Origin of the sequence: Flavobacterium sp. LS1R10 (genome assembly GCF_003968825.1) — a bacterium.
Lineage (GTDB): Bacteria > Bacteroidota > Bacteroidia > Flavobacteriales > Flavobacteriaceae > Flavobacterium.
In genome coordinates, this window is the sequence record NZ_RYDH01000006.1 from 43,307 (window position 1) to 68,519 (window position 25,213).

Below are 25,213 nucleotides of genomic sequence, written 5' to 3' on the forward strand. Positions count from 1 at the left end.
ACAAATAAACAACAAATCTTACTGTGGTATTTAAAAAGTATACGTTATTTTTCCTTTCATGAAGAAAGGCGTTCCTGGAGTTAAATGAATTTCTTCGACACTTTGTGGTTCATTTTGTAATCTGGATTCAGTGGCAAACTGGGTTTCGTTCCATTCAGTATCAAAAATATTTTCTACTGAAATTCCAAAATTCATATTCTTATATTGATAGTTAACATTCAAATCGGATATAAAATAGCCTTTGGCAACAATCGAATTATCTTCATTTGCCGGGCGATTTTTTAGATACCGATACCGAATTCCTCCCGAAAAACCATTCACTTTTTGGAAACTTAATCCGCCAGTTGTGGTAAAATCCGGTGCTAACGGAATGTAATCCTGCCCTTTGGGCTCATCAATACTTCTGGCATAAGTATAATTAGCATCCGTATCAAAATACAACCAATCGTTCAATTGATACCGCAATCCTAGTTCAGCACCCATGCGTCTTGATTGTCCGCTTGGTTCAACAATTCCAGCATCTCCCACATAAACAAATTCTTGTTCTAAGTACAAATGCCATAAAGTGGCATTGACAATCAATTTTGGAAATGGTTTAAAAATGGTCCCTATATCCGTTCCTATTGCAGTTGGTAGTATTTGTTTCCCATTGTTTTGAACCACCACACGGGCATCATTCGAATGGAAACCCATTCCTGATTTTATAAAAAACTGCAAATTGTTATTTTGTGAATAAATAAAATTCAGTTTTGGAGAAAACTTTACTTTCGATTCGGATGCTGTTTTATAATTTTCAATCAATTTATCCTGATAATTGAATTTGAAATAATCCAATCGAATGGCCGGATTAATTATCAGTTTTCCAAAAGTAAACTCAGAGTTCAAATACGTAAACAAATTAGACTCATCAATATCTCCTAATTGTATATTTTTAAGAACGGTTCTTCTATTCAACGTATGCGAAAGTTCCGTATCAGTAGTGGCATCCGTACGGAAACCAGCTCCAAATTGGAACAAAACATCGGTATCATTCCATTTCGTTTTCTTGTTCAACTCAGCATTCATTCCATAAATATCCCTGTTTTCCTTCTGTTTAATCTGGTCCCCATTGATGGGGTCATTTAGGAAAAAAGTAAAGTTAGAATACAATTCAAAATCATATTTTGAATAAAAAGCATTTGCTTTCAGAACTGTATTTTCATCAATAGGTTTACTCAAACTGGCATTGAAGTTCGTTCGGGATGTATTTCCGCCTTCAGTATCGTCAACAGAGCCAAATCTTGAAATCGTTCCATCATCAATCAGCCGTTGCGGAATTTGGCCTGAAGCATCCCATTTGCTGGAAAAGCGAGAAGCCAAGATGGAAAACTTGCTGTTATCTTTCAAAATAGCCGAATATTTTCCTAATATGTTAATTCGGTTAAAATTCTGAGGAGATTCAAAGGGACCGTCTGTCAGGATATACTCTGTGGCAATATAAGCACTTTGTGTTTTTTGATTCCCTAAAAGGTTAAAAAGCCCAACTGTTCTTAAGGTATTGAATTGTCCGACTTCGATACCAATACTGCTTTTTTCGATTTTGTCTTTAGTTTGGAAAGCAACGTATCCCGCCGTAGCAAAATCCCCTTTGTTGGCATAATACGTTCCTTTTCCAAAATCTATTTTTTCTACTGTTTCCGGAATTACAAAATGCAAATCGGCATAACCTTGACCGTGAGCGTGAGACACCATATTTACCGGCATTCCGTCTACTGAAATGGCAATATCTGTACCGTGATCAATATCAAAACCTCTTAAAAATATTTGCTCTGCTTTTCCCCCACCGGCATGTTGTCCGATAAATAATCCCGGAACTTTTCGAAGAATTTCCTGCGACGAATTTACAGGAGTGGTTTCTAAATCTATTTTTGAAATGACATTCATCGCCGAAAGTTTTGGTTGGATAACAATTTCATTCAATCTAAAAATATCGTCTTCCATCACAATTACCTCCTCGGAAAAATTCAGGATGAAATTTGTTTTTTTATACCCTAAAGCAGTTATTTTGATTACATCTCCCAAAATCGTTTTATCCAAACTAAACAATCCAAATTCATTAGTGTGGGCATGACTTTCAGAATTTGTATTGACTAAATAGGCATTTTCAATTGGATTTCCATCACGATCCAAAATTTTTCCCTTTTGAATTTGGGCGTAAGAGGACAGCCCAAAAAGGGAAATCAATACTAAAACAATATTTTTCATAATGAATTATAATTGGTTTACCTTTTTCTCAAAGTTAGGCCCCAATTCATACAAACTAGACAGTAATTCGTCCTTAATAGGTTTGGTTTTGAGTGGTAAATTATTCGATTTATAAATCATCGCTAAATGGTATTGAATCTTTGGCTCAAAGGATTTCCCTGCTACATGAAGCTGAGCAATTTCTAAAGCCTTTTTATTATCGCCTACATTTAAGTACGCCCAGGCCAATAAATCATAAGAATCAGCAGTGGGCCTGTGTGCTACTTCAATCTTAGCAATTTCTATTGCTTTTTGCGCCGTTTTTTTGTCCTCAGCATAAATCAAAGCATTATATTTGTTGTACATCGCACCATAATTATTTTTCTCCATCATCGAAAAATAAGCGTTTCTATTTTTTATTTCTTCACTTTTATTTCCTTCAAATTGAGCAATTTGAGATTTTAATAAATAAAAATCTGGGGTGTTGTGTGTGGTGGCAATAGCATCAATAATTCGATTCGCCTCTTCAGTATTTCTTTCTTTCGAAAAAACAATCCAGGCAATTCCTTTTAGAGCATAGGAATAATTAGGATCTAGTGCTACTGTTTTTAAGAAACTGTCATACGAATCCTGAATTCTGCCAGCGTGACCATAAAAATCACCTAAGTTCGAATAGGACCAAATTTTAAGCACTTTATTATCTTCTTTCTCAGCAATATCTCTGGCTTTTTCCATAAAAGTGATAGCTGTTTCAAGATCGCCTTTGTGATCGTTCCATTTTGCCAAGCGAATCAAATAATCAAAACTATTCATATCCCTAATCACATTCAAATTTTTGACTGCTTCCGGATAATTCCCAAGTTCCATTTGAACGTCGAAAAGTAATTTCTGAGTTTCTTTTTTTCCTTCACCGATTGCTAATGCTTTATTAGCTAATACCAATGCTTCTTTAAAACGATGCTGAGAGATATAATTTCTTGCTAAAGATCGAACTGTTGACACTCTGGAATAATCATAGGCTTCGTTCGATTGTACTAATAATTCTTCCGTTTTATATAAGTTTTTAATATCGCCTGTATATTCAAAAAGGGTACTATAATTAGCTGCTATCTGACTTAGATAACTGATTTGATTGGGTGCTGCGTCGAATTTTTTTTGCCAAAAATCAATTTCATTCTGAGCAAAAGTGACTGATTTATTATCTTTTAAACCCAGATATTTCGTGTAATCATCTGCATTTGTAATTTGTTCTGATTTAGTCTCGCAACCGAATATTAATAGGATTGTGAAAACCAAAAATGGAATTATTTTTAAAGTTTTCATACTCTAATTATTTTGTTTGTTTGTTTGTTTGTTTGTTTGTTTGTTTGTTTTAAAAATAAAAAAACAGAGCGAAGATTATTAAATAAAGCGCTCTGTTTTTTTAAGAAAATACTACCAAGCAGAAGCTAGGTAAGGGAAAGTTGTGCTAAATGTTTTATCATTTGAATTCACATTATCTTTAGTAAGCCCTGGATTTGAAGTACCCGCTGATCCACCAAAAATCAATAATAATTCCACATCGATTACATCATCAGCCAAAGCTCTTCCTGTCAAAATATTAGTCCCATCAAAGAAAGTTGTTTTTTTTGTTTTAGAAACTCCTAATACATCTGTAGCTAAAAGACCGGTAAACTGAGCAGCCGTTTGTCCTAATGCATTAGTGGTATACCCTGGATTCAAGGCCATTAATCTAGATTGAAAAACAGATTGATATTTAGCACCCATTACTGAAGGAATGGTACCGTTAAATTCATCTTTAGGAGATCCAGAAGCAATAAATACAGTGTTTATTGCCGGTCTAGCCATTTGATCTTGCTGTACAAAAGTACCTGTGAAATTAATACTTGGTTCAGAAACAGAATCTGAATCGTTATTATCACAATTTACTGAAACAACTGCAGTTATTAATGCGATTGTTATAATTTTGAATTTATTTGTTTTACTCATGACGTTTGTAATTAGTTATTTTAAAAATCGTAGATTCCGATTTCATACTTTAAAATTAAAATAGTTATTGTTTTTTCTTGGTTTCTGCCCAAACATTTACTGTTCCTGAAGTACCTAGCATTGCTTTAGGAACTTCTACAACTACTGAAAGCACATTAGTCCCTGCAAAAGTATCTGTTCCAGGATTCTTGAATCCAGTTGCTGTACCAGCAAGAATAGCTTTAAATTGACCTAAGTCAAAAAAGAAGGGATCGTCTCTTGGTCCTGCAAAAAATTTCATTCCATTATTCTCTGCCGTTAATGCAGCAGCTCCATAAGAAGATATGGTAACACTTCCTGAGGCAGCAGCCGTTTTAATCGTGCTTGAAGTTCCTGGAGTACCTGGAGCTACCGGACCAAAGAAATACATCTTGTCATCTCTTTTGATAGCTTGGATCACTAAATCCTCAACATTGTCACCATTGTTGTCAATATTAATTTCGATCATTGTGTTTTCATCGAATTTTGCAGCACCAGTTGCATTTGGACTTAACAAGCCTTGTGTATTTACAGCAAAAACTAAATTATTAGTGTCTTGCCCTTGAAAAGCGTACACGTCAGTAATATCATTTGCACCACCCGATGCTGTAGCAGGAGCATCAATGTGATCCGCAGCTACTAAAATTAAGCCTGAAACCGCCACTAGCGAAAGACCTAAAATCATTTTTGATTTTTTCATTTTATTATAAATTTAAAAGGTTATACAAGCATTTACGGGATTGTACTTGATTTGGTTTTTTTTAACCCTAAAAAAAAATAGACTTTTATTTAAGTTGCTTACAATCAATATTTTAAATACTTAAATAAAATTAAATTATTTTAAAAATTATTTTTTTTGGTATTACTAATCATAAAAAAGGTCAATTGTAAAGTAAGATTGTATAAATTTGTAAGAGATAAATAAAAAATAGTATGAGCCAAGAAGAATTATTAGTATTAATTTATAAGAAAGATGAAAGGGCATTTACACATCTATATGATATGTATTCGAAAAGCTTATTTTCCGTGATCAATGTTCTCGTAAAAAACCGAGAAGAAGCTGAAGATGTACTTCAGGATGTATTTGTTAAAATCTGGAAAAACATTGATTCCTATCATGAAAGTAAGGGCCGGTTCTACACATGGATTCTAAACATTGCCAGAAATACCTCTATTGATAAATTACGCTCTAAAAATTTTAATAACAGTCAAAAAAACCTTTCTTCAGATAATTTCGTAAATCATTTTGAAGACAGCAACAAACTGTCTGACAAAGTGGATACAATAGGGTTGCAGGAATTTGTAAAAAGACTAAAACCAAAATGTATTCAAATAATAGATTTACTTTTTTTTAAAGGTTACACCCAGCAGGAAGCTTCGGATGAGTTGGCAATACCTTTAGGAACTGTAAAAACACAAAATAGAAATTGTATTAATGACCTACGAAATTATTTGAAAGTATAATGGAAACAAAAGAATATATTGAATCAGGAATTCTGGAGCTTTACGTTTACGGTTTACTGAGTGAACCCGAAAACGAAGAAGTTACCACTATGGCGAAAAACAGTCCGGAAATAAATGCAGAAATTATTGCTATTGAGAAAGCGATTATTGCTATATCATCCAGCTTTTCACCCTTTCATTCTGTAGCTAATTTCGAAAAAATAAAAGAAAAGCTAGAACTTAAACATGCTCAAGTCATACCATTACAACCTACTAACAATAGAGCTCAGTACATTGGTTGGGCTGCAGCTATACTATTATTAGTTGGTATTGGGTACCAATACAATCAACTGGATCAGACCAATACACAAGTTGCTACTACAGCAATTGAGAAAGCTAAATTAGAAAAAGAATTTAATGTCTTAAAATTAAAAAATACAACAATTGAAACGAGTTTAGCCGTTGTAAGGGATACTAAAAATACAGTAGTAGCTCTTGGAGGGCAAACTGTAGCTCCGGAATCCTTTGCAAAAGTATACTGGAATCAAGACACCAAAGTGGTTTATATTGATGCTGCAGGCTTGCCAGAACCGCCAGAAGGAATGGTATATCAGGTTTGGGCGTTAAAATTAAGTCCGCTGACTCCTACCAGCATTGGATTATTAGAAGATTTTGATGTAAATGAACAAAAATTATTTGCAGTAAATAATGCTAATGAAGCGGAAGCCTTTGGAATTACATTAGAACCCGCAGGCGGAAGTTTGACTCCTACAATGGAACAATTATACACCTTAGGAAAAGTATAACTAATTCCTTTTTTGGATCAATATAAATAGGCTATCTCAAAAGGACAGCCTATTTATATATTCAAATTAACAGAATAAGCATTCTATTTTTACGATTTTCTGGTTTTTAATCCATACTATGTAATTTCAAAAACCTGTTTTTAAAGCCTTTCATCAAAAGCAAATAAAGCTTTAGCCTTCTTCAAGACAAGACTTAGTGCCGCTAGGCCATCTATTTGACGAAGTAATTGAAGTGAGTATACATCAAATTATCCTCAAAGCACAACCAAATCCGAAAAACAAGAAGTTATTCCGGGAGAAAGAAATTCCTATTCCATCGCTGCTTTTTACTTTTTATCAAACTCACCTCCTTGAGAGTGAAATAGATCTTTGGAAATCATAGGTTTTCCCAATTCGAAATACAAACAATAGTGACTGGTTTATTTTTAATTTGAGACAACCCTTTTTTTATATCATTTATTCTCCCTAAATTTAGTCTTTAAAACACCTTATCATGGCAAATCTTTATGATGGAAAAATGGCCTCAATTTTTGACGCCATGTACCAAACCTTTATTGATTATGATGCAGAATATCAATTCTATACCAATTTAATTAAGGAACACGAGTGCAAAACAGTTTTGGAAATTGGCAGTGGAACAGGCAATCTAGCCAAACGGTTTTTACAAAATTACATCGATTATATTGGTTTGGATTACAGCCAAAGTATGATTGCAATTGCCAAAAAAAGAAATGAAAATGGGATTTTTATTCTGGGAGACATGAGGGATTTTAAACTACAAAAACCTGTTGATTCCATATTAATTACGGGACGCTCTACCAGTTATTTGATAACAAATCAAGATCTAAATAATACGTTCTGTTCTATTTATAAAAACCTGAGTAAAGAGGGAATTCTCATTTTTGACTTTATAGATGCTAATAGATTTATCCCTTTTATTAAAGAAAATCCTGTAACACTTCACGAAGCTACCTACCAAGGAATAGACTACTATCGCAACAGCAAGTGGAGAACAACTGCCTTAGAAAATTTCATGCTGGATTGGACAGCACTTTATTACACCATGAAAAATGATAAAAAAGAAATAATTGCCGATGATTTTTCTACCGTTCGTGTTTTTACCTTAAACGAAATACAACTATTTTTATATTTAAATGACTTTGAAATCATTCAAACCATCGATAGAAAAACCTACGCTTACGATACGTATGTTATTGTTGCACGAAAAAAATAGAAAAAAAAATCCCGAGCATCAGACTCAGGATTTATATCAATACAAAATTATTTGCTATTCGTTGTGTAAAAACGCTTGTCTGTTCAGTAAAGTCTCTTCGCTTTCTACATGATTGTCATCCGGAATACAGCAATCTACCGGGCATACGGCCGCACATTGTGGCTCATCGTGAAATCCTTTACACTCCGTACATTTTCCGGGTACAATATAATACACTTCGTCAGAAATTGGAGTTTGAGCTTCATCGGAATCTACTTCGGACCCATCAGGCAAAATCACTTTCCCTTTCAGTTTTGTTCCGTCTTTGTATCTCCAATCGTCTGCTCCTTCATATATTGCGGTATTTGGACACTCGGGCTCACAAGCACCACAATTGATACATTCGTCTGTTATAATAATTGCCATCTTTTTATTGTTTTAAAGTCAAAATATCGAAGGTAAAATATCAAATGTTCTTTTGACATTAGGACTTTTGACTTTCGACATAATTATGCTTATTTTTGTGCAAAATTACAATCAAAACTATTCATAAGCAAACATTATGACATTAGAAACAAAAAAAAGTGTTTTTGTTGAATTAGGGAAATTTTTAAGTCAGTTTTCCGAAAACAACACGTTAAAAAATCCGACTGTTTTGCACAACGAAGCGTTTTTTGATGCTTTTGTTGACTTGATACAATTATCGCAATCGCATAATGGCTGGTACACCCCAGAAAACGTCTATTTCTCGATACATTCTTGGGCAGAAGCTCTGACAGAAAAGAACTTAAACCAATGGCTTTCCAGTTATACTATTCCAATACAAGAATCTAAAAACATCGCCTTAATTCTTGCCGGAAATATTCCGTTGGTGGGTTTTCACGATTTTCTATCGGTTCTAATTACAGGAAATAATGTGTTGGTTAAAACATCGTCAAATGACCAGCATTTATTACCTTTTTTAGCTAAATACATCATTGCAGTACAACCAGGATTAGCTAAGAATATTACCTTTGTAGATGGAAAATTAGAGAATTTTGATGCCGTTATTGCCACAGGAAGCAACAACACAGCCCGTTATTTTGAATATTATTTTAAAGACAAACCGTCTATTATTAGAAAAAGCAGAAATTCAGTAGCGGTTTTAACCGGAAATGAAACCCAAGAACAACTTACTGCTTTAGGCGAAGATATTTTTCGCTATTTCGGATTGGGTTGCCGCAATGTTTCTAAACTTTTTGTACCAAAAGAATATTCGTTTGTCCCATTTTTTGAAGCCATATTTGTGTACCAAGACGTCATTCATTACGAAAAATATGCTAACAATTACGATTACAATAAGGCGGTTTTTCTGATGAGTAATTTCAAATTACTGGACAATGGATTTCTGACTTTAAAAGAAGATCAAAGTCATGCCTCGCCAATTTCAAGTGTCTTTTATGAGTTTTATGACGACATTAATGAATTAAAAACAAAATTAAAATTAGAAAGTGAGCAAATACAATGTGTTGTAGCGGATAGAACGATTGATGACAATGTGGCTTTTGGACAAACTCAAAATCCCCAATTATGGAATTATGCAGATAATACCGATACTATTTCGTTTTTGTTAACAATATAGCTGAAAAAAGTACAATTATTCCGAATTAATTAACGTTTTTTAAACTCCTATTGTCGAAATTTGCACTTTAATTTTTTGGACATAAACTACACCATGAAAAAACACAACTACAGCGCAGGACCTTGTATTTTACCGCAAGAAGTTTTTGAAAAATCAGCACAAGCTATTTTAAATTTTAATGATTCCGGATTATCCCTTTTAGAAATATCACACAGAAGCAAGGATTTTGTTGCCGTTATGGACGAAGCGAGAACACTGGTTATTGAACTTTTAGGACTTGAAGGCAAAGGCTACAGCGCCTTATTTCTGGCAGGCGGAGCGAGTCTAGAATTTATTATGGCTCCCTATAACTTGATGAAAGAGGGCGGAAAAGCGGCGTATCTTGATTCCGGAACCTGGGCAGCTGGTGCTATAAAAGAAGCTAAGCTTTTTGGTGACACAGTAGTTGTTGCTTCCTCAAAAGACGAAAATTACAATCATATTCCAAAAGGATACGCAGTACCAGCAGATGCTGATTATTTTCACTGCACGAGTAACAACACTATTTTTGGTACACAAATGAAGGAATTCCCGGCATTGGACATGCCAATTGTATGTGACATGAGCTCTGATATATTTTCACGACAATTAGACTTTTCTAAATTTGATTTGATTTATGCCGGAGCCCAAAAAAATATGGGACCAGCAGGAACTACCCTGATTGTTGTAAAAGAAGAAATCTTGGGTAAAAGTGGTAGAATAATCCCAAGCATGTTGGATTACACTAAACATATCAAAGCAGAAAGTATGTACAATACACCCCCTGTTTTTCCGGTTTATGCTTCCTTGTTGACCTTACAATGGTTGAAAAATCTTGGTGGTATTGCCGCTATTGAAAAAATAAACAATGCTAAAGCAGCGTTGATTTACGGAGAAATTGACAGAAACCCATTATTCAAAGGCGCTGCAGCTGTTGAAGATCGTTCGAACATGAATGCTACTTTCTTATTAAATGATGAAGCACATGCTGCCACATTTGATGCAATGTGGAAAGCAGCGGGAATTTCAGGTTTGCCCGGACACCGTTCAGTAGGTGGTTACAGAGCTTCTATGTACAATGCACTCCCGTTAGAAAGTGTTCAAGTATTAGTGGATGTAATGCAGGCTTTGGAAAAAGGAATTTAAAAATTAAAATATTGAATGATTTAAAGATTTGAAAAATCAATTTTTAATCAATCACTACATTAAACAACATAGATTGAATCTTTAAATTTTTCAATCTTTAAATATAAAATACAAATGAAAGTATTAGCCAATGACGGAATTTCTAAAAGTGGAATTCTAGCTTTAGAAAAAGGTGGATTTGAAGTAATAACAACAAAAGTAGCACAGGAACAAGTGGCTAATTTTGTAAACGAAAATAATGTAAGTGTGGTCTTGGTACGAAGTGCAACTAAAGTTCGGAAAGATATCATTGACGCTTGCCCAGGGCTGAAAATCATAGGTCGTGGTGGTGTAGGTATGGATAATATTGATGTGGATTATGCTAAAAGCAAAGGAATTCACGTGATTAATACTCCAGCTTCATCCTCAGAATCAGTGGCTGAATTGGTTTTTGCACATTTATTTTCCGGCGTTCGCTTCTTGCATGATTCCAACAGAAATATGCCGCTTGAAGGAGATACCAACTTTGATGGTTTGAAGAAAGCTTATGCGAACGGAATTGAACTAAGAGGAAAAACACTGGGAATTGTTGGAATTGGCCGTATTGGTCAGGCTACCGCTAAAATGGCGTTAGGACTAGGAATGAAAGTGATTGCTGCCGATAGTTTTATCCCGCAAGTAGATGTTAAAGTCGAATTTTTTGACGGACAAGCTATCACGACCACAATCGTTTCTCAATCATTAGAATCTTTATTCAAAGAAGCTGATTTCATTACGTTACACGTTCCTGCCCAAGATGGTTACATCATTGGAGAGGCAGCACTTGCTATTATGAAAGAGGGTGTAGGAATTGTAAACTGTGCCCGTGGCGGTGTTATTGACGAAGTTGCATTAGTAAAAGCATTAGACAGCGGAAAAGTATTATTTGCAGGATTAGACGTTTTTGAAAATGAACCAACTCCTGAAATGGCTATTTTGATGCATCATAAAATCTCGTTGACTCCACATATTGGAGCGGCAACAGGAGAAGCACAAGATAGAATTGGTACTGAATTAGCTTCCCAAATTATTAGTATATTAGGTTAGTGTTTTTCAAATTAAATATTTAATGAGAGGCTGTTTGATACAAACAGCCTCTTTTTTTGTTTAAAATCCTACCAATCAATGATTTGTTTTTCGTAACTTTATAATTCAATTTTTTATCATGAAAAAAAGTTACTGCATCATTATCGTCATTTTTTGTGTGATTTTGGGATGCACATCTTCTAAAACTGCATTTCCAAGTACCGAGAAATCTGTTGCCGCTCAAAGCGACACAGTTCGTATTGCAAATGAGGAACTGGAATACGAGGTGATAATTATTGATCCCGGTTTTAGCCTTTGGCTTAACTCAAGGGCTTTTCCAAGAAATTATCATTCCCAACCTTTTTTGGAAAGCAAAAACCAACTTTATGTGATGGAATGGAATAGTCGGGTGTTGCAACCGCAACGCTATGATCCCAATTTGTATGAATTGACAATCAATTATGACCATAACATTGATTATGGGTATGAAGTAAATTATTTGATCTACAATTATATGATTTATTTTCAAAACACGCATAAACAAAAATTCTTTGGTTTTGTCCCCATCAGATAATGTCACTATCTTTGTATTGATTATAAATAAAAATGAACAAACTGAAACAGCGTTGGGGGATTGAAACTAATTTCCAACTTACCCTTATATTTATTGTTTTTGCAATAACCGGATCCGCATCGGCATGGTTGTCCGAACCTTTTTGTTTTTGGCTGGGAATTACTTCCGAAGAATTAGGGCATTGGTTTACTCCTGTTCGGTTAGTTCTAATTTTCCCCATCTATCAAGTATTATTAGTGTTAATAGGCTTTTTGTTCGGACAGTTCAAATTCTTTTGGACTTTCGAAAAAAAGATGCTTAAACGCATGGGATTAGAATTTATTTTTAAGAAATAACTAAAAACGCCTCGAATTACGAGGCGTTTTTGTTTTTAATTACATACTTGTAAATCCAAGTTAAGGTAAAGGTGGGAATAAAATCCGAAAACGGTAAAATTTCTTCCAGAAAAGTAATCACTCCTCCTACCCGTCCAATTGTTCCTTTATACATCCATGTCATCAAAAAACCGGCTAGAGGAGCCCAAATTACATCTGAAAACTCCCCTATAAAAGGAACAACGAACGAAAGCATACCGATGGCATCAAACAGAATTCCTAAAAAGAGATTTCTGGTCTTACTGCTTTCTGCGCTAACGGACACCTGTTCTGTCATAGAATTTTGATTTTATTTCGGAATGCGTACAAATCTAGTGCCAATTATTTTTTGAGTTTATCCTGATATATTTTTTTTAATTTATCAATTTTGGGTGTGATCACATAACTGCAATATCCTTGTGTTTTGTTCTGATTGTAGTAGTTTTGATGGTAATCCTCCGCTACATAAAACTTCGTTGCTGATGAAATTTTAGTAACAATTGGTTTTCCAAATGTGTTTTCCGTAGTCATCAAAGCCATATAATCCTCGGATAACTGTTTCTGGAAAGGATTGTGGTAAAAAATTTCACTTCGGTATTGCGTCCCAATATCATTCCCCTGACGGTTCAAGGTTGTAGGATCATGTGTGGCAAAGAATATTTCCAATAGCTCTCCAAAACTTATTTTATTAGGATCAAACGTAATTTCAATCGCTTCGGCATGACCAGTGTCACCAGTACCTATTTGCTGATATGTAGGATTTACTGTGTTTCCGCCTATATATCCTGAAACTACCTTGCTCACGCCGTCTAGTTGTAAAAAAACTGCTTCGGTACACCAGAAACAACCTCCCGCAAAGGTTGCAACTTCCATTTTGTTTTGTATTTCCATATTTTTTGTTTCTATACTTTTAGGCAAAGTACTATTTTTTTCTTTTGCACAAAATGAAAAAGGCAATAGTGCTAAAAAAATCCCAATTATTTTATTCATAACCTATGATTTAAGATCAAATTTATTCATTAAATCGTTGTGAATATCCACTCTTAACTAAAGTTTATAGTTTGTCAAAGGAAAATAAACGGTGTTCCAATTCATAATCATGAAAATCTTTGTTTCTTTGTAAAAATAGATTATAATGATACAAGCCAAAAATTTACATAAATATTACGATCAACTCCATGTGTTGAAAGGAGTTGATTTACATATTCAAAAAGGAGAGATTGTCTCTATCGTTGGTGCTTCAGGAGCCGGAAAAACAACACTTTTACAAATCCTTGGTACTTTAGACAAGCCAAGCCTTGAAAACGGAATTGAATTGCGCATCAACAATGAGGACATTCTGACGATGAATGACAAAAACTTATCCAAATTCAGAAACTTAAATTTAGGTTTTATATTCCAATTTCACCAATTGTTACCAGAATTTAGCGCATTAGAAAATGTGTGCATACCTGCTTTCATTGCTAATAAGCCCAAAGTTGAAACGGAAATTGAAGCTAAAAAACTACTGACTTATCTTGGTCTTTCCCATAGAATGAATCACAAACCCAACGAGCTTTCCGGCGGGGAACAGCAACGTGTGGCGGTGGCCAGAGCGCTTATTAATAAACCTGCTATCATTTTTGCTGATGAGCCTTCCGGGAATCTAGACACGGCTTCTGCTGAAAACCTACATCAATTATTTTTCAAACTGCGTGATGAACTGGGACAAACGTTTGTAATTGTGACACACAACGAGGAATTAGCCAATATGGCCGACAGAAAACTAATAATGGTAGACGGTTTGATTAGTAATTAGGAGCTATTTCCAGCTATACACTCTATCTTTTTATTTTTAAAGAAAAAATAAAAAGGATGCCGTTTCTATCTGGGCTATACCTTGAAAGAACTAGCTGTACTTCCTAAAACAAATTAGTATCCAAAGTCATCCTCTATAATGAATCCATCAGAACTTAAAGATTTCCTCGACGAAAAAGTCCTACAATACAACACACTCGATTTCATAGAAAGTGATCCGGTACAAATCCCGCATTTGTTTTCACAAAAAGAAGACATTGAAATTGCCGGTTTTCTCAGCGCTACCATTGCTTGGGGAAACCGTAAGATGATTATCAAAAATTCACATCGCATGATGGGTTTAATGGGAAATGCACCGTATGATTTTGTCATGTCACATACAGAAAATGATTTGGAACAATTGGAATTGTTTGTACACCGCACTTTCAACGGACAGGATTTTGCTAGTTTCATCAGAAGTTTGCAGCACGTTTATGCCAATCATGGTGGTTTAGAAGTAGTTTTCAGCAAACATCAGGAAACTCATTCGATGCAAAAAAGCATCCATGAATTCAAGAAAATATTTTTTGAAATTCCGCATCCGCACAGGACCCAAAAGCACATCTCCGATCCGCTGAACAATTCAGCAGCAAAGAGAATTAACATGTACCTCAGGTGGATGATTCGTCAAGATAATAAGGGAGTCGATTTAGGAATCTGGAAAAGCATTTCTCCCGCTTCATTATCTTGTCCCTTGGATGTACATTCCGGTAATGTAGCCCGAAAATTAGGTCTCTTGACACGCAAACAAAATGATGGAAAAGCCTTGTCTGAATTAGATACAAACCTTCGTAAATTAGATGGTATAGATCCTGTTAAATATGATTTTGCTTTGTTTGGACTGGGGGTTTTCGAGGGATTTTAGCAGGGGTAAAAGTTAATTTAATTTTAGGGGATTTTTTTTCTATGGTGTAAAATAGTTTACATTAAAATAACCCGAAAATTTCATCTGTCATAAATAGTCTTAGAAAAATCGAACTTAAACTTGATGAAAACCTACTTGCGTATCTTCGCTTAAAATATTTATCCTTTACAATTGTGTTTTTAAAATTCTATTTATTGGATCTTGAAAGCCACCTATTCTTTTGTCTTCTTTTCGATTAAAATGATGGCTCCAAACCAAAAATTTTGACTTTAAAAAAAACAAAAAATTTGTTTGGATAAAAAAGTATTGAGGTCAGTATTAAATTTCATATATTTAAAGTCTATAAAAGACCGATAAAATGGTAATTCCCAAAGGTCAAAACCTTATAGAGTTTGCTGAACGCTTTAATAGTGATTAAATTTGTAGATAATACCTTTTAAAAATAAAATGCTCAGAGAAGTATGTTTGTAGAAACTGTAGTCATACTAAAAGTCAAATTCGCAAAGACTATACAAGAACCGAAAACATTTGTAATGATACTGAATAAACTATGGCTAATACGCTATTCCATAAAGTAAAATTTGGATTAAGAAAAGCATTTTTCATTTGCTTTGAAATGGCTACAACCACAAAAAGTTTTTCTGCATCTCAAATGGCTGTTCAATTTGGAGTTCAAAAAAAAATAGCAAGAATGTTTATGTAAAAAGTTCGAGAAGCAATGAAATCAAGTGAAGATTTTCCATGAAAGGGATTATAAATGTAGATGAATCCGTTGTTGGTGGTTTGGGGAAAGGTAGATAATATTTGTCATAAAGAAATAATATGCGGTTAGATACCGACCTCAAGAAACTAATTCATTAAAAATAAAAACTATTCAATATGCGATTGCGTATATAAGTAATAGGAACGATATATTGTTGCGTATTATAATGTCAAACCTATAATAAAGACTGAGGTTGAGTTAAAAACAAATACAACATTATTTTAATCTCATTACTTAATTAAATATTAATAATAATTTTAATTTAGATTTTCCAAATATAATCCATGAAACAAAAATTTATAACAGTACAAAAACTAAATAAAATGGACGAACTTATACTGTTTTTCCCCTTAAAAATAAAAGACAAAAACCGTACTTTATTCCCAAAATTAAAAACAGTAGACAATGAGTGATTTGAAAAAAATCGTCTTGGCTGAAGATAATTCTATTTTTTTATTATTATTAAAGTTTCGATTGGAAAAAGAGGGCTATAAAATCCTGACAGCTGTAAATGGAAAAGAAGCACTTGAAATAATAGAAGAACACAATCCTGACTTAATTTTGACTGATATCATGATGCCTTTTATTAGTGGTTTAGAAGTTATCAGCTATGTAAGAAATAAATTGAACCTACAAATCCCAATCATCGTTTTTTCATCGGCGGGACAAGAGGAAATTGTTCTTAAAGCATTTGATTTAGGCGCTACTGATTTTATGAGTAAGCCTTTAAGTCCTAACGAACTAGTGATTAGAGTAAAAAGATTATTGCGCTAACAAGTCCCTATAAAGAACCCTGGGGTTGCTATATGAATACAAATTATTACTTACTTGACTATTTCAATGGGTCACCACTTATCATTCAAGTGGCATGGATGATAAGTGGTCTTTTTATTCTTATTCTTCTTCCTCTAATACTATACTTGAAATATTTGAGAAGCCATCTGAGAAAAAAAGAACGGATTACGGCTGAATATGAAAGCAAATATGAAACGCTTCTAATCCGATATCTATATTCTGGAGATGAAGAACAAGAGATCAGTCCGGAACAGCAAGTGATAATAGATGAATTAAAAGACTCTCTAACGGATCTATTCAAACGAAAAATTTTAATTGCTGTTTTGCTAAAGTTAAAAAATGAGGTTTCAGGAGAAATTGATGAATCTATTCAAAAACTCTATTTTCAAACTGGTCTTATCAACTACACTTTATCGCGATTAAAGCATAAAAAATGGTATATTATTGCCAAAGTAATCCGGGAATTAAAGCAATTTAAGGTAAAGGAAGCACATGATGAAGTGATTGTTCACATAAACCATCCCCGAAGAGAGGTTCGAAAAGAAATGCAATTGTATATGGTCAATTTATTTTATTTTGAAGGACTGAATTTTTTAGACATTTTAGAAACACAACTGTCTGAATGGGATCAGATTCAATTATTAGAAGTCCTACAAAGACTGGAAAATCAGAATATCTCTAATATTAAATCCTGGTTGGGTTCCCCTAATGATTCAGTAGTCATATTTTCTTTGAAACTAGCAAAAACGTACAATCAGTTTGAAGCAAAAGAGGAACTAATCTATTTGTTGTACCACATTAATAAAAAAATAAGACTAGAGTCCATTCAAGTATTGAGTTATTTAAATGCCTCAGAAGCCAAAGAAATTTTGAAAATCAATATAGAGCAACGCAGTCCGGAGGAACAAATTGCTTTTTTTAAAATGATGGAAAATTTATATGAAACCAGTGACGAATTGTTTCTGATGCAATACATACATTATACAATTTTTGAAATTAAGGTTTCCTCATTAAAAATTTTAAAAATCCTTAATACCGAAAAATTTAATCTGCTTAAATTAGAATCTTCTGATCCACAATTTTTGAAAATTGTTAATTTTATTGAAAACAATTAAGTATGGGAAACAGTACCGAACAAATTATATTTGAAACAATCCATTATTTGTTTTTTATTTATAGCATGACGGCTATAGTGTCTTATCTCATACTTGCCGCCATTTCTGCTGTAGAAACAATAGAATACAAACGAAAAAACAGTTTTGTGAATTACATAGAAATATTATCTTCAAATAGCTCCCCTTCCATTTCAATTATAGCTCCAGCCTATAATGAAAGTTTAAATATCGTTGAAAACGTACGCTCTTTATTGTCAAACCACTACGTAAATTATGATGTAATTATAGTAAATGACGGTAGCAAAGATGACAGTTTAGAAAAACTCATTCTGGTGTATGAACTAGTGCCCGTATCCTTGCTTATTAACGAACAAATCCCAACCAGACCGCTCAGAAAAGGAATTTACAAATCAACAAATCCTGCATTTGAAAAATTAATTGTTGTTGACAAAGAAAACGGAGGAAAAGCAGATGCTTTGAATATGGGCCTTAATATAAGCAACAGTAAGTATGTTGCCTGCATAGACGTCGATTGTTTATTGCTTGAAGATTCACTCCAAAAAATGATTAAACCCTTTCTTGAAACTACTGACAGAAGAGTTATTGCTGCTGGAGGAGTCATTAGAATTTCGAATTCATGCATTGTCAAAGAAGGCAAGTTGCAAGATATCAATTTTCCTAAAAAATTACTAGAGCAAGGCCAGATCCTAGAATACATTCGTGCTTTTTTATTAGGAAGAATGGCCTGGAGCAGACTTAATGGGTTGTTAGTGATTTCCGGCGCTTTTGGCCTGTTTGACAAAAAAATTGCGATCAGGGTAGGCGGTTATGACATCCGTACGGTAGGAGAAGACATGGAACTTGTAGTACGAATGAGAGGCTACATGGAAGAACAGAAAAAAAAATACAAAGTTGCCTATATTCCTGATCCGCTGTGTTGGACGGAAGCACCTGATAATTATAAAACATTTATTTCACAAAGAAACAGATGGACTCGCGGAACTATTGAAACTTTGAGAAGACATCGAAAAGTTGGATTTAATCCAAAATACAAGGCGCTGGGAATGCTGAGTTATCCCTATTGGTTTTTTTTCGAAAGAATGGCTCCTATCATAGAAGTGGCAGGTCTGCTCTATTTTGGAATTCTTATTGTGTTTAATCAAGTACGCTGGGATTATTCACTTGCCTTTTTACTTTTAGCCTATTTATTTACCGTTTTTTTTTCTTTAATATCCTTAATTACAGAAGAACTCACCTATCATCAGTATAAAAAGAAAGGAACAGGCGTTCACTTATTGCTAATTGCTTTTTTAGAACCATTTGTCAATCATCCCTTTATTTTATATGCAGCGATTCAAGGGAATAGCGATTACTATTTTAATAAAAAGAAAAAATGGGGAGAAATGACCCGAAAAGGAATGACTAAAGCATCTAATTAAACGCAAATGAAAACGAAATTTACTTATAAAAAAAGTTTAGAATATATTTACGCTACGGTTTCGTTGATCCTTATATTTTGTCTGTTGAGTTTCATTGATGTATTCAAAAATTTTGAATTACTGTCATTTATTTATAAAGTATTTAATGATTTTTTTACGGGAATACTCCTCGGAATATTATTTTTTCCACTGTATTTAGGATTAGAATATATAAAAAATACTATTGGAATACTGGTTATCAGAATACTATTCTCCAGTATCGTACTCATCCAAGTTGGATTAACGGGATACAGCCTTACCACTCATATCAATCTTGGAGCAGACCTTCTAGGTTATTCATTGAGTGATATGTACACCACTGTTTCTGCATCTTTATCCTTATCCTTGCTGACATTTTTACCTTTTGTAGTTATACCTGCAATGTATTGGGGACTGAACTGGTTGTTCCATTTATTTGGACATAAAATCAACACAAAAATTTTACTTCTAGTGGTATTCTTTTTTGGAAGTTTGAATTTATTAATTGCCAATAGCAATAAAACTGCTTCTCAAAACAAATTAAATTTTTTGTTGAGTGATATTCTAAGAGCTAAAAATGACATCGCTTTAGCGTCTCAAGGCGACTTCTCTTTTAAGAAAGAATACCCATTAGAACGAGCCTCTGAAGAAACTAAAGATGTCCTGGCTTCGTTTTTTAACATTCAAAAAGAGAAACCAAACGTGGTTTTTATAATTGTTGAAGGACTTGGTAGCGATTTTACTAACAATGGCGATTATAAAGGTTTCACGCCTTACCTTGACGCCTTGGTATCAAAATCGCTTTACTGGGAGAATTTCGTGAGCAATGCAGGTCGAACATTTGGCGCACTCCCTTCATTAATAGGTTCGTTGCCGTTTGGAAAAAATGGCTTTATGGAATTGAATCCCTTACCCAAGCACAATTCACTAATCAGTATTTTGAAATCAAATGGATACACTACCAATTATTTTTGTGGTGATGACTCCAGTTTTGACAAAAAAAGTAATTTCCTGGAATACAATGGTATCGATAAAATTGTAGATATCGATAAATTTGGCCCAGGATATACAAAAACAAAGAAAAATGCAGGCGGTTTTTCCTGGGGCTATCCTGATGCGGAGATTTTTCGTAAAACATTATCTGAATTAAAAGATACTAAACAACCTCGCCTGGATATCATCATGACGCTTACCAATCACGAACCCTTTAATTTTCCTTCTAAAAAAGCGTATTTAGAAAAAGTAGAACGCATTTTAGAAACCAAATCATATTTTGAAAAAGACAAATGGAACGATTACAAAGATATTTTTGCGTGTTTGTTGTACACAGACAATGCGATACAGAATTTCATGCAAGCCTATGCTAAAAGACCCGAGTATGCAAACACCATTTTTATTATTACGGGGGATCACAGGTTAATTCCAGTTCCTCAAAAAGATAATTTATCCCGTTTTCATGTTCCTTTTTACATTTACAGCCCCATGTTGAAGAAAACGGCAACATTCAAATCTATTTCTTCCCATAGCGATGTTACTCCAAGTTTAATTTCTTTTTTGACAAATAATTATGAATTTAATCCATTAGAAAAAACGACCTGGCTTGGTCAGGGACTCGACACCGTGCGAGAATTCAGAAATATCCATAGCATTCCGCTGATGCGATACAAAGGAAGCATCAATGATTATATTTATAAGGACTATTTCTATTCTGATGGGACTGTATTTAAGATTGATAAAAATTTAAATCTTAGTGAAGCAAATAACGACATGACTGAAACGATAAGCAATTTTTTTACTGATTTCAAAAAATTAAATGCTTATTTAACTACAAAGAATAAAATCACAAAGGCTGCTACAAGCTTTAAGAAACCTGCTTATACGTTTACTGCTGAAGAATTTTTGACCATTAAAAAATTAACAAAAGGATTGAATCGTGATCAGGTTTTCTTTTTAGCCAGAGAATTAGCATTTACAAAAGAGCGTGAAAAATCCCGATTATTATGTGATTACATCTTGAATGAACTTCCTAATTATGGCGAAGTAAGAACACTCAAAGGCCGAACGTTAGCTTGGGATGGCGATTATAAAAACGCCGAAAAAGAATTATTGGAAGTTATCAACAGAACCCCTTTTTATAGCGATGCCTATTTAGCACTGATGGATGTGTATTGGTGGTTAGGGCAAAACAATAAAGGGGTCGCAATTGGCAAGCTAGCATTGGGTAATCAAATAAATGATGCAGAATTGGGTTATAAACTGGCACAAGCATACTATAGAATTCACAATCTAAAAAATTCAAACACACTGATTGATAGCCTATTGATACTATATCCTAAAAATAAAGAATACTCTAATTTTAAAAAAAATCTGAAAAAATGATTTCAAAAATAATGCTAAAACTACTTTTTCTAGCCCTGTTTTTTGGCGGCTTTCAAATGTCCGCACAAGAAACTAAATTTGAGGGAGATCCTGATGCTTCTTTTGAAATTGCTCGCAATTTAGCTTTTAATCAACAACGCAAGCAGGCACAAGACACCTTGTTATTCATTTTGACAACATATCCTAATTACCATGATATCCGCTCTTTTTTAGCGACAACCTATTCTTGGGACGGCGACTATAAAAAAGCAAGAAAAGAATTTAATTATGTCCTCGAAAAAGACATTGAGAATAAAACTACCTGGATTGCTGCCATAAAAAATGAATTGTGGGGAGATTTGCCATTTGCCGCATTAGAAATGACAAATAATGCTTTAAAAATATTTCCAAAAGACACTGAACTATTGTATTTGAAGGCGAGCGCACAAGAAAACAGCAATAATACATTAGAAGCATTAAGCACGATTCAGCTCCTATTAGATACAAATCCGGAGGATCAGAAAGCCAAAGACTACAAGGCGAATTTAAACAATGGCTTGAGCCAAAATGCCATAGGAATAACTTCCTCCGTAGACCTTTATTCCGATGTTTTTGATCCAATGCAATACCATGCGCTAATGTACAGGCGGCAAACGAAATACGGAAGCATCATAGGAAGAGTAAATTTCAACAGGAGATTCAACGAAAATGGAGTGCAATATGAAGTAGATTTATACCCAAAAATTACAAAAGGACTATATGCCTATGTGAATTTTGGCATCGCCAGTACTTTTTTGTTTCCAGATATAAAATATGGTGCTGAATTATTTAAATCACTACCTAAAAGCTTTGAAATTTCCCTAGGATTCCGCACCTTGAAATACAATACTACCACCAATATTTATACTGGATCTCTGGGCTGGTATACCGGAAACAGTTATTTATCTTTCCGTCCTTACTTTACTCCCGGAGTAACAGGAACCAGTATATCCGGGACTTTTACCTATAGAAAATACCGAAGTGACGCTGATAATTATTTAGGAGTAGCCGTTAGTATGGGTTTCTCTCCGGAAATTAATCAGTTCGCTATTGATGAAAATGCAGCTAAATTTGTCGCCTTAGAAGCCCAAAGAATTAATCTTGGGTATTATTTTACCTCATCTAATAAGCAAAATGCCTGGGGAACACAATTAGCGGTTACACACCAAGAAATAATATTTGACCAAGGAAATTTCTTTTGGATTTATTCTCTAGTACTTTCATGGGAATTAAAATTCAAATAACCGATTCCCATTTCTAATTTAATTTTCCAAATCTTTTTTTGCTTCAAAAGAAGGATTCTTCATGTATAAAAAATCGAACTCACTGTTTCTAAAAACCAATAAAACAAATGCTGAAAAACTGCTTTTTGTTAAAAACGATTCTGCTTTTTTAAGATTATGTGTTTTGAAGCATTTTAATGCAATACATCAAAAATATTTTTTTTTGATGTATTTTATATGTTATATTATAGTGCAAAATATTAATAATTAAATACCTATTAAAAAAAATTCCACTTGACAAACATTAATTTAAGTAAATGATTGAAAATAGTATGATTCGCTTTAAACGCAGTTTAAAAGGAAAAACATCCGAGCAAATCAATATTTTTTATCAAGCACTATAACTTGATAAATATTCAGCTGGTTTAATTCTTCATTTCAGAAGCTTTTACAGATGCCAAAATTTTTATCTTTATCCAATTTGTTATTGAGTAAAGTCGAAATAAATAGTATAAACGATATTCAGGATTAATTTAAATGTATAGATTTGCAGTAGGATTTTTAATCAATAAGTGTATTTTTTTTTCAGGACGAGACACGGCTATGTAAGAAAAGAACTTTTAATACAATTAGTTCTCATGATTCATCCGCCCAAACGCTGCGATGAAATAGACGGAATTGCTTGTGAAATATTAAACGGAGCGCCAGATTTTTGTTCTGTACCATTTATTGTAAAGTCCGGCATACAATTTTTTGTGGAAACTAAGGTATCACAGAGTGTTTGGCATGGTAAACGGATCATTTTCAGAGTCAGCTAAAGATATATCTCAAATGAAACTATCAGAAAAAAAATTTTTAAAAAAATTTTATCTCAATCCATCTGCTTGTAGTTTAAGCGATTTGGTTACAGGAGAATATATTGAAGTGAATGACGCATTTTGCAATTTGCTCGGATTTGATAAAAATGAAGTCATAGGTAAAGCACCTGTGGAATTTGGTATTTTAACACTTGAAAGTCTAAATACCCTATACCTGAAGATAGATACCAATCAAAAAATATCTAACCTGGAAGCAAATCTGATAGCGAAGAATGGAGATGTGAAGCATGTGCTGTTATCGGCAGATAATGTATATATCCGGAATAAAAAATGCCGTTTTACTGTTGTCCATGACATTACCAATCACATACAGGCCAAGCAGGCGCTGGAAGTAAGCGAAGGAAAATACAAAACCTTGCTAAATGCATCTCCCGATGGTATTTTATTAATCAATATGAAAGGAGTCATTACTGAGGTTTCTGAAATCGGGCTTGAATTATTTGGCACCGATACCAAAGATGATTTGGTAGGCAAAAAAATTTTCCGATTCATTCCATTTGATGAAAAAAATACGATAAGAAAAATCATTGAAAAGACAATGAATGAAGGACTATCACAAAATATTGAATTAAAAATTAGAAAGCTAAATCAATCGTTATTTGCCGGTGAAACGAGTGTCACTTTAATACAGGACCCGGATGGGGTGTCCTTATCATTCATGATCATCATCCGTGATATTTCACAACGTAAGAAGATAGAGGCAAAACAACTTCATGCCGACCGGATGGCCAACCTTGGAGAAATGGCTACAGGTATTGCACATGAGATCAACCAGCCATTAAATATCATTTCTATGGTAATGGATAAGATTTTATTTGAGTCTGCCAAAACCGAAACTATCAACATTGAATTCCTTGAAAATAAATCCAGCAAAATTTTTGAAAATATAATCCGGATCAGGAACATTATAGATCATATCAGGGCATTTTCAAGAAACGACAGCGATTACATATTGACAGCTTTCGATATTAATTCAAGCATCGAAAATGCCGTTACTATATCAATAGAACAGTTGAAACACCTTGGAATCAACCTGAACCTCCAACTTGATAAACAAATTCCTCATATAGTTGGCAATACCTACAAATTTGAGCAGGTTATTATTAATCTGCTGGCCAATGCCAAAGATGCAATAGAAGAAAAGCAAAGCATACAGGAAGATTATTTTGAAACACTCATTGGGATCAGAACGTATCAGCAGAATCAATTTCTAATCGTAGAAGTTACAGATAATGGTATTGGCATTGGAAATAACGATATCAATAATATTTTACTTCCTTTTTATACTACAAAAGATGAAGGAAAGGGAACCGGAGTTGGATTATCAATCTGTTATCAGATAATCAAGGAAATGAACGGAACCATAGACATAACGAGCGATCATTTTTATGGAACGAAAATAAAACTAGTTTTGGATACTCAAAAGAAAAAGTAAA

General features: G+C 33.8%; 23 protein-coding genes and 1 pseudogene. 17 read left to right on the top strand and 7 right to left on the bottom strand.

Annotation, left to right across the window (positions count from 1 at the left end; translation table 11 throughout):
• Positions 1-30: 30 nt before the first annotated feature.
• The 4 genes from EKL96_RS11170 to EKL96_RS11185 all read right to left on the bottom strand — a co-directional run bounded on the left by EKL96_RS11170 (position 31) and on the right by EKL96_RS11185 (position 4,930).
• Entirely contained in the window at positions 31-2,244 is a 2,214-nt protein-coding gene (locus EKL96_RS11170; RefSeq protein ID WP_126462246.1) for a TonB-dependent receptor, read from the bottom strand.
• 6 nt (positions 2,245-2,250) lie between these two features.
• A complete protein-coding gene (locus EKL96_RS11175; RefSeq protein ID WP_126462249.1) occupies positions 2,251-3,546 on the bottom strand; it encodes a tetratricopeptide repeat protein in 1,296 nt (431 codons plus the stop codon).
• A 111-nt stretch (positions 3,547-3,657) separates the two neighbouring features.
• A complete protein-coding gene (locus EKL96_RS11180) occupies positions 3,658-4,212 on the bottom strand; it encodes a DUF4331 family protein (protein ID WP_126462253.1) in 555 nt (184 codons plus the stop codon).
• 64 nt (positions 4,213-4,276) lie between these two features.
• Positions 4,277-4,930, bottom strand: coding sequence for a DUF4331 family protein (locus EKL96_RS11185; protein ID WP_126462256.1), 654 nt, complete (start codon positions 4,928-4,930; stop codon positions 4,277-4,279).
• Positions 4,931-5,163: 233 nt separating this feature from the next.
• On the opposite strand from EKL96_RS11185, the gene EKL96_RS11190 reads away from it, so the two are divergent.
• The 3 genes from EKL96_RS11190 (at position 5,164) to EKL96_RS11200 (ending at position 7,713) form a co-directional block, all read left to right on the top strand.
• Entirely contained in the window at positions 5,164-5,694 is a 531-nt protein-coding gene (locus tag EKL96_RS11190; protein WP_126462259.1) for an RNA polymerase sigma factor, read from the top strand.
• Complete coding sequence (locus EKL96_RS11195; protein ID WP_126462262.1) at positions 5,694-6,479, top strand: anti-sigma factor domain-containing protein; 786 nt, start codon at positions 5,694-5,696, stop codon at positions 6,477-6,479. The genes EKL96_RS11190 and EKL96_RS11195 overlap by 1 nt, the downstream gene beginning before the upstream one ends.
• Before the next feature lie 493 nt (positions 6,480-6,972).
• Positions 6,973-7,713 carry a class I SAM-dependent DNA methyltransferase gene (locus EKL96_RS11200; protein ID WP_126462264.1) on the top strand — a complete coding sequence of 247 codons (741 nt, stop codon included), beginning with the start codon at positions 6,973-6,975 and terminating at the stop codon, positions 7,711-7,713.
• Positions 7,714-7,767: 54 nt separating this feature from the next.
• On the opposite strand, the gene EKL96_RS11205 is transcribed toward EKL96_RS11200, so the two are convergent.
• The gene (locus EKL96_RS11205) at positions 7,768-8,118 is read right to left on the bottom strand and encodes a 4Fe-4S dicluster domain-containing protein (RefSeq protein ID WP_126454541.1); all 351 of its coding nucleotides are present in this window, start codon (positions 8,116-8,118) and stop codon (positions 7,768-7,770) included.
• Positions 8,119-8,254: 136 nt separating this feature from the next.
• On the opposite strand from EKL96_RS11205, the gene EKL96_RS11210 reads away from it, so the two are divergent.
• From EKL96_RS11210 to EKL96_RS11230, 5 genes are all read left to right on the top strand, one after another.
• Complete coding sequence (locus tag EKL96_RS11210) at positions 8,255-9,313, top strand: acyl-CoA reductase (RefSeq protein ID WP_126462269.1); 1,059 nt, start codon at positions 8,255-8,257, stop codon at positions 9,311-9,313.
• A gap of 93 nt (positions 9,314-9,406) precedes the next feature.
• Positions 9,407-10,477, top strand: a complete 1,071-nt coding sequence (gene serC / locus EKL96_RS11215; RefSeq protein ID WP_126462272.1) for a 3-phosphoserine/phosphohydroxythreonine transaminase — start codon at positions 9,407-9,409, stop codon at positions 10,475-10,477.
• A gap of 114 nt (positions 10,478-10,591) precedes the next feature.
• Entirely contained in the window at positions 10,592-11,542 is a 951-nt protein-coding gene (locus EKL96_RS11220; protein WP_126454547.1) for a D-2-hydroxyacid dehydrogenase, read from the top strand.
• A gap of 118 nt (positions 11,543-11,660) precedes the next feature.
• Positions 11,661-12,095, top strand: a complete 435-nt coding sequence (locus tag EKL96_RS11225; protein WP_126462275.1) for a DUF6146 family protein — start codon at positions 11,661-11,663, stop codon at positions 12,093-12,095.
• 32 nt (positions 12,096-12,127) lie between these two features.
• The gene (locus EKL96_RS11230; RefSeq protein ID WP_126462279.1) at positions 12,128-12,430 is read left to right on the top strand and encodes a DUF6787 family protein; all 303 of its coding nucleotides are present in this window, start codon (positions 12,128-12,130) and stop codon (positions 12,428-12,430) included.
• 16 nt (positions 12,431-12,446) lie between these two features.
• Here the strand turns inward: EKL96_RS11230 and EKL96_RS11235 are convergent, their stop codons facing one another.
• Positions 12,447-12,746 carry a hypothetical protein gene (locus tag EKL96_RS11235; protein ID WP_126462282.1) on the bottom strand — a complete coding sequence of 100 codons (300 nt, stop codon included), beginning with the start codon at positions 12,744-12,746 and terminating at the stop codon, positions 12,447-12,449.
• 44 nt (positions 12,747-12,790) lie between these two features.
• Positions 12,791-13,438 carry a peptide-methionine (S)-S-oxide reductase MsrA gene (msrA, locus tag EKL96_RS11240; protein WP_126462285.1) on the bottom strand — a complete coding sequence of 216 codons (648 nt, stop codon included), beginning with the start codon at positions 13,436-13,438 and terminating at the stop codon, positions 12,791-12,793.
• A gap of 145 nt (positions 13,439-13,583) precedes the next feature.
• On the opposite strand from msrA, the gene EKL96_RS11245 reads away from it, so the two are divergent.
• From EKL96_RS11245 to EKL96_RS11285, 9 genes and pseudogenes are all read left to right on the top strand, one after another.
• The gene (locus tag EKL96_RS11245) at positions 13,584-14,246 is read left to right on the top strand and encodes an ABC transporter ATP-binding protein (RefSeq protein ID WP_126454557.1); all 663 of its coding nucleotides are present in this window, start codon (positions 13,584-13,586) and stop codon (positions 14,244-14,246) included.
• A gap of 138 nt (positions 14,247-14,384) precedes the next feature.
• Positions 14,385-15,149, top strand: coding sequence for a TIGR02757 family protein (locus tag EKL96_RS11250; protein WP_126462288.1), 765 nt, complete (start codon positions 14,385-14,387; stop codon positions 15,147-15,149).
• A gap of 358 nt (positions 15,150-15,507) precedes the next feature.
• Positions 15,508-15,947 (top strand): annotated as a pseudogene (locus EKL96_RS11255) (IS1595 family transposase); the annotation flags it as partial.
• Between the two features lie 370 nt (positions 15,948-16,317).
• Positions 16,318-16,686, top strand: coding sequence for a response regulator transcription factor (locus EKL96_RS11260; RefSeq protein WP_126462291.1), 369 nt, complete (start codon positions 16,318-16,320; stop codon positions 16,684-16,686).
• A 32-nt stretch (positions 16,687-16,718) separates the two neighbouring features.
• The gene (locus tag EKL96_RS11265; protein WP_126462294.1) at positions 16,719-17,822 is read left to right on the top strand and encodes a hypothetical protein; all 1,104 of its coding nucleotides are present in this window, start codon (positions 16,719-16,721) and stop codon (positions 17,820-17,822) included.
• A gap of 2 nt (positions 17,823-17,824) precedes the next feature.
• A complete protein-coding gene (locus tag EKL96_RS11270) occupies positions 17,825-19,261 on the top strand; it encodes a glycosyltransferase family 2 protein (protein ID WP_126462297.1) in 1,437 nt (478 codons plus the stop codon).
• A gap of 6 nt (positions 19,262-19,267) precedes the next feature.
• Complete coding sequence (locus EKL96_RS11275) at positions 19,268-21,658, top strand: LTA synthase family protein (RefSeq protein WP_126462300.1); 2,391 nt, start codon at positions 19,268-19,270, stop codon at positions 21,656-21,658.
• On the top strand, positions 21,655-22,920 hold the full coding sequence (locus EKL96_RS11280) for a YaiO family outer membrane beta-barrel protein (protein WP_126462303.1): 1,266 nt from the start codon (positions 21,655-21,657) through the stop codon (positions 22,918-22,920). The genes EKL96_RS11275 and EKL96_RS11280 overlap by 4 nt, the downstream gene beginning before the upstream one ends.
• A gap of 810 nt (positions 22,921-23,730) precedes the next feature.
• Positions 23,731-25,212, top strand: a complete 1,482-nt coding sequence (locus tag EKL96_RS11285; RefSeq protein ID WP_158615228.1) for a PAS domain S-box protein — start codon at positions 23,731-23,733, stop codon at positions 25,210-25,212.
• The last annotated feature ends 1 nt before the right edge of the window (position 25,213 follow it).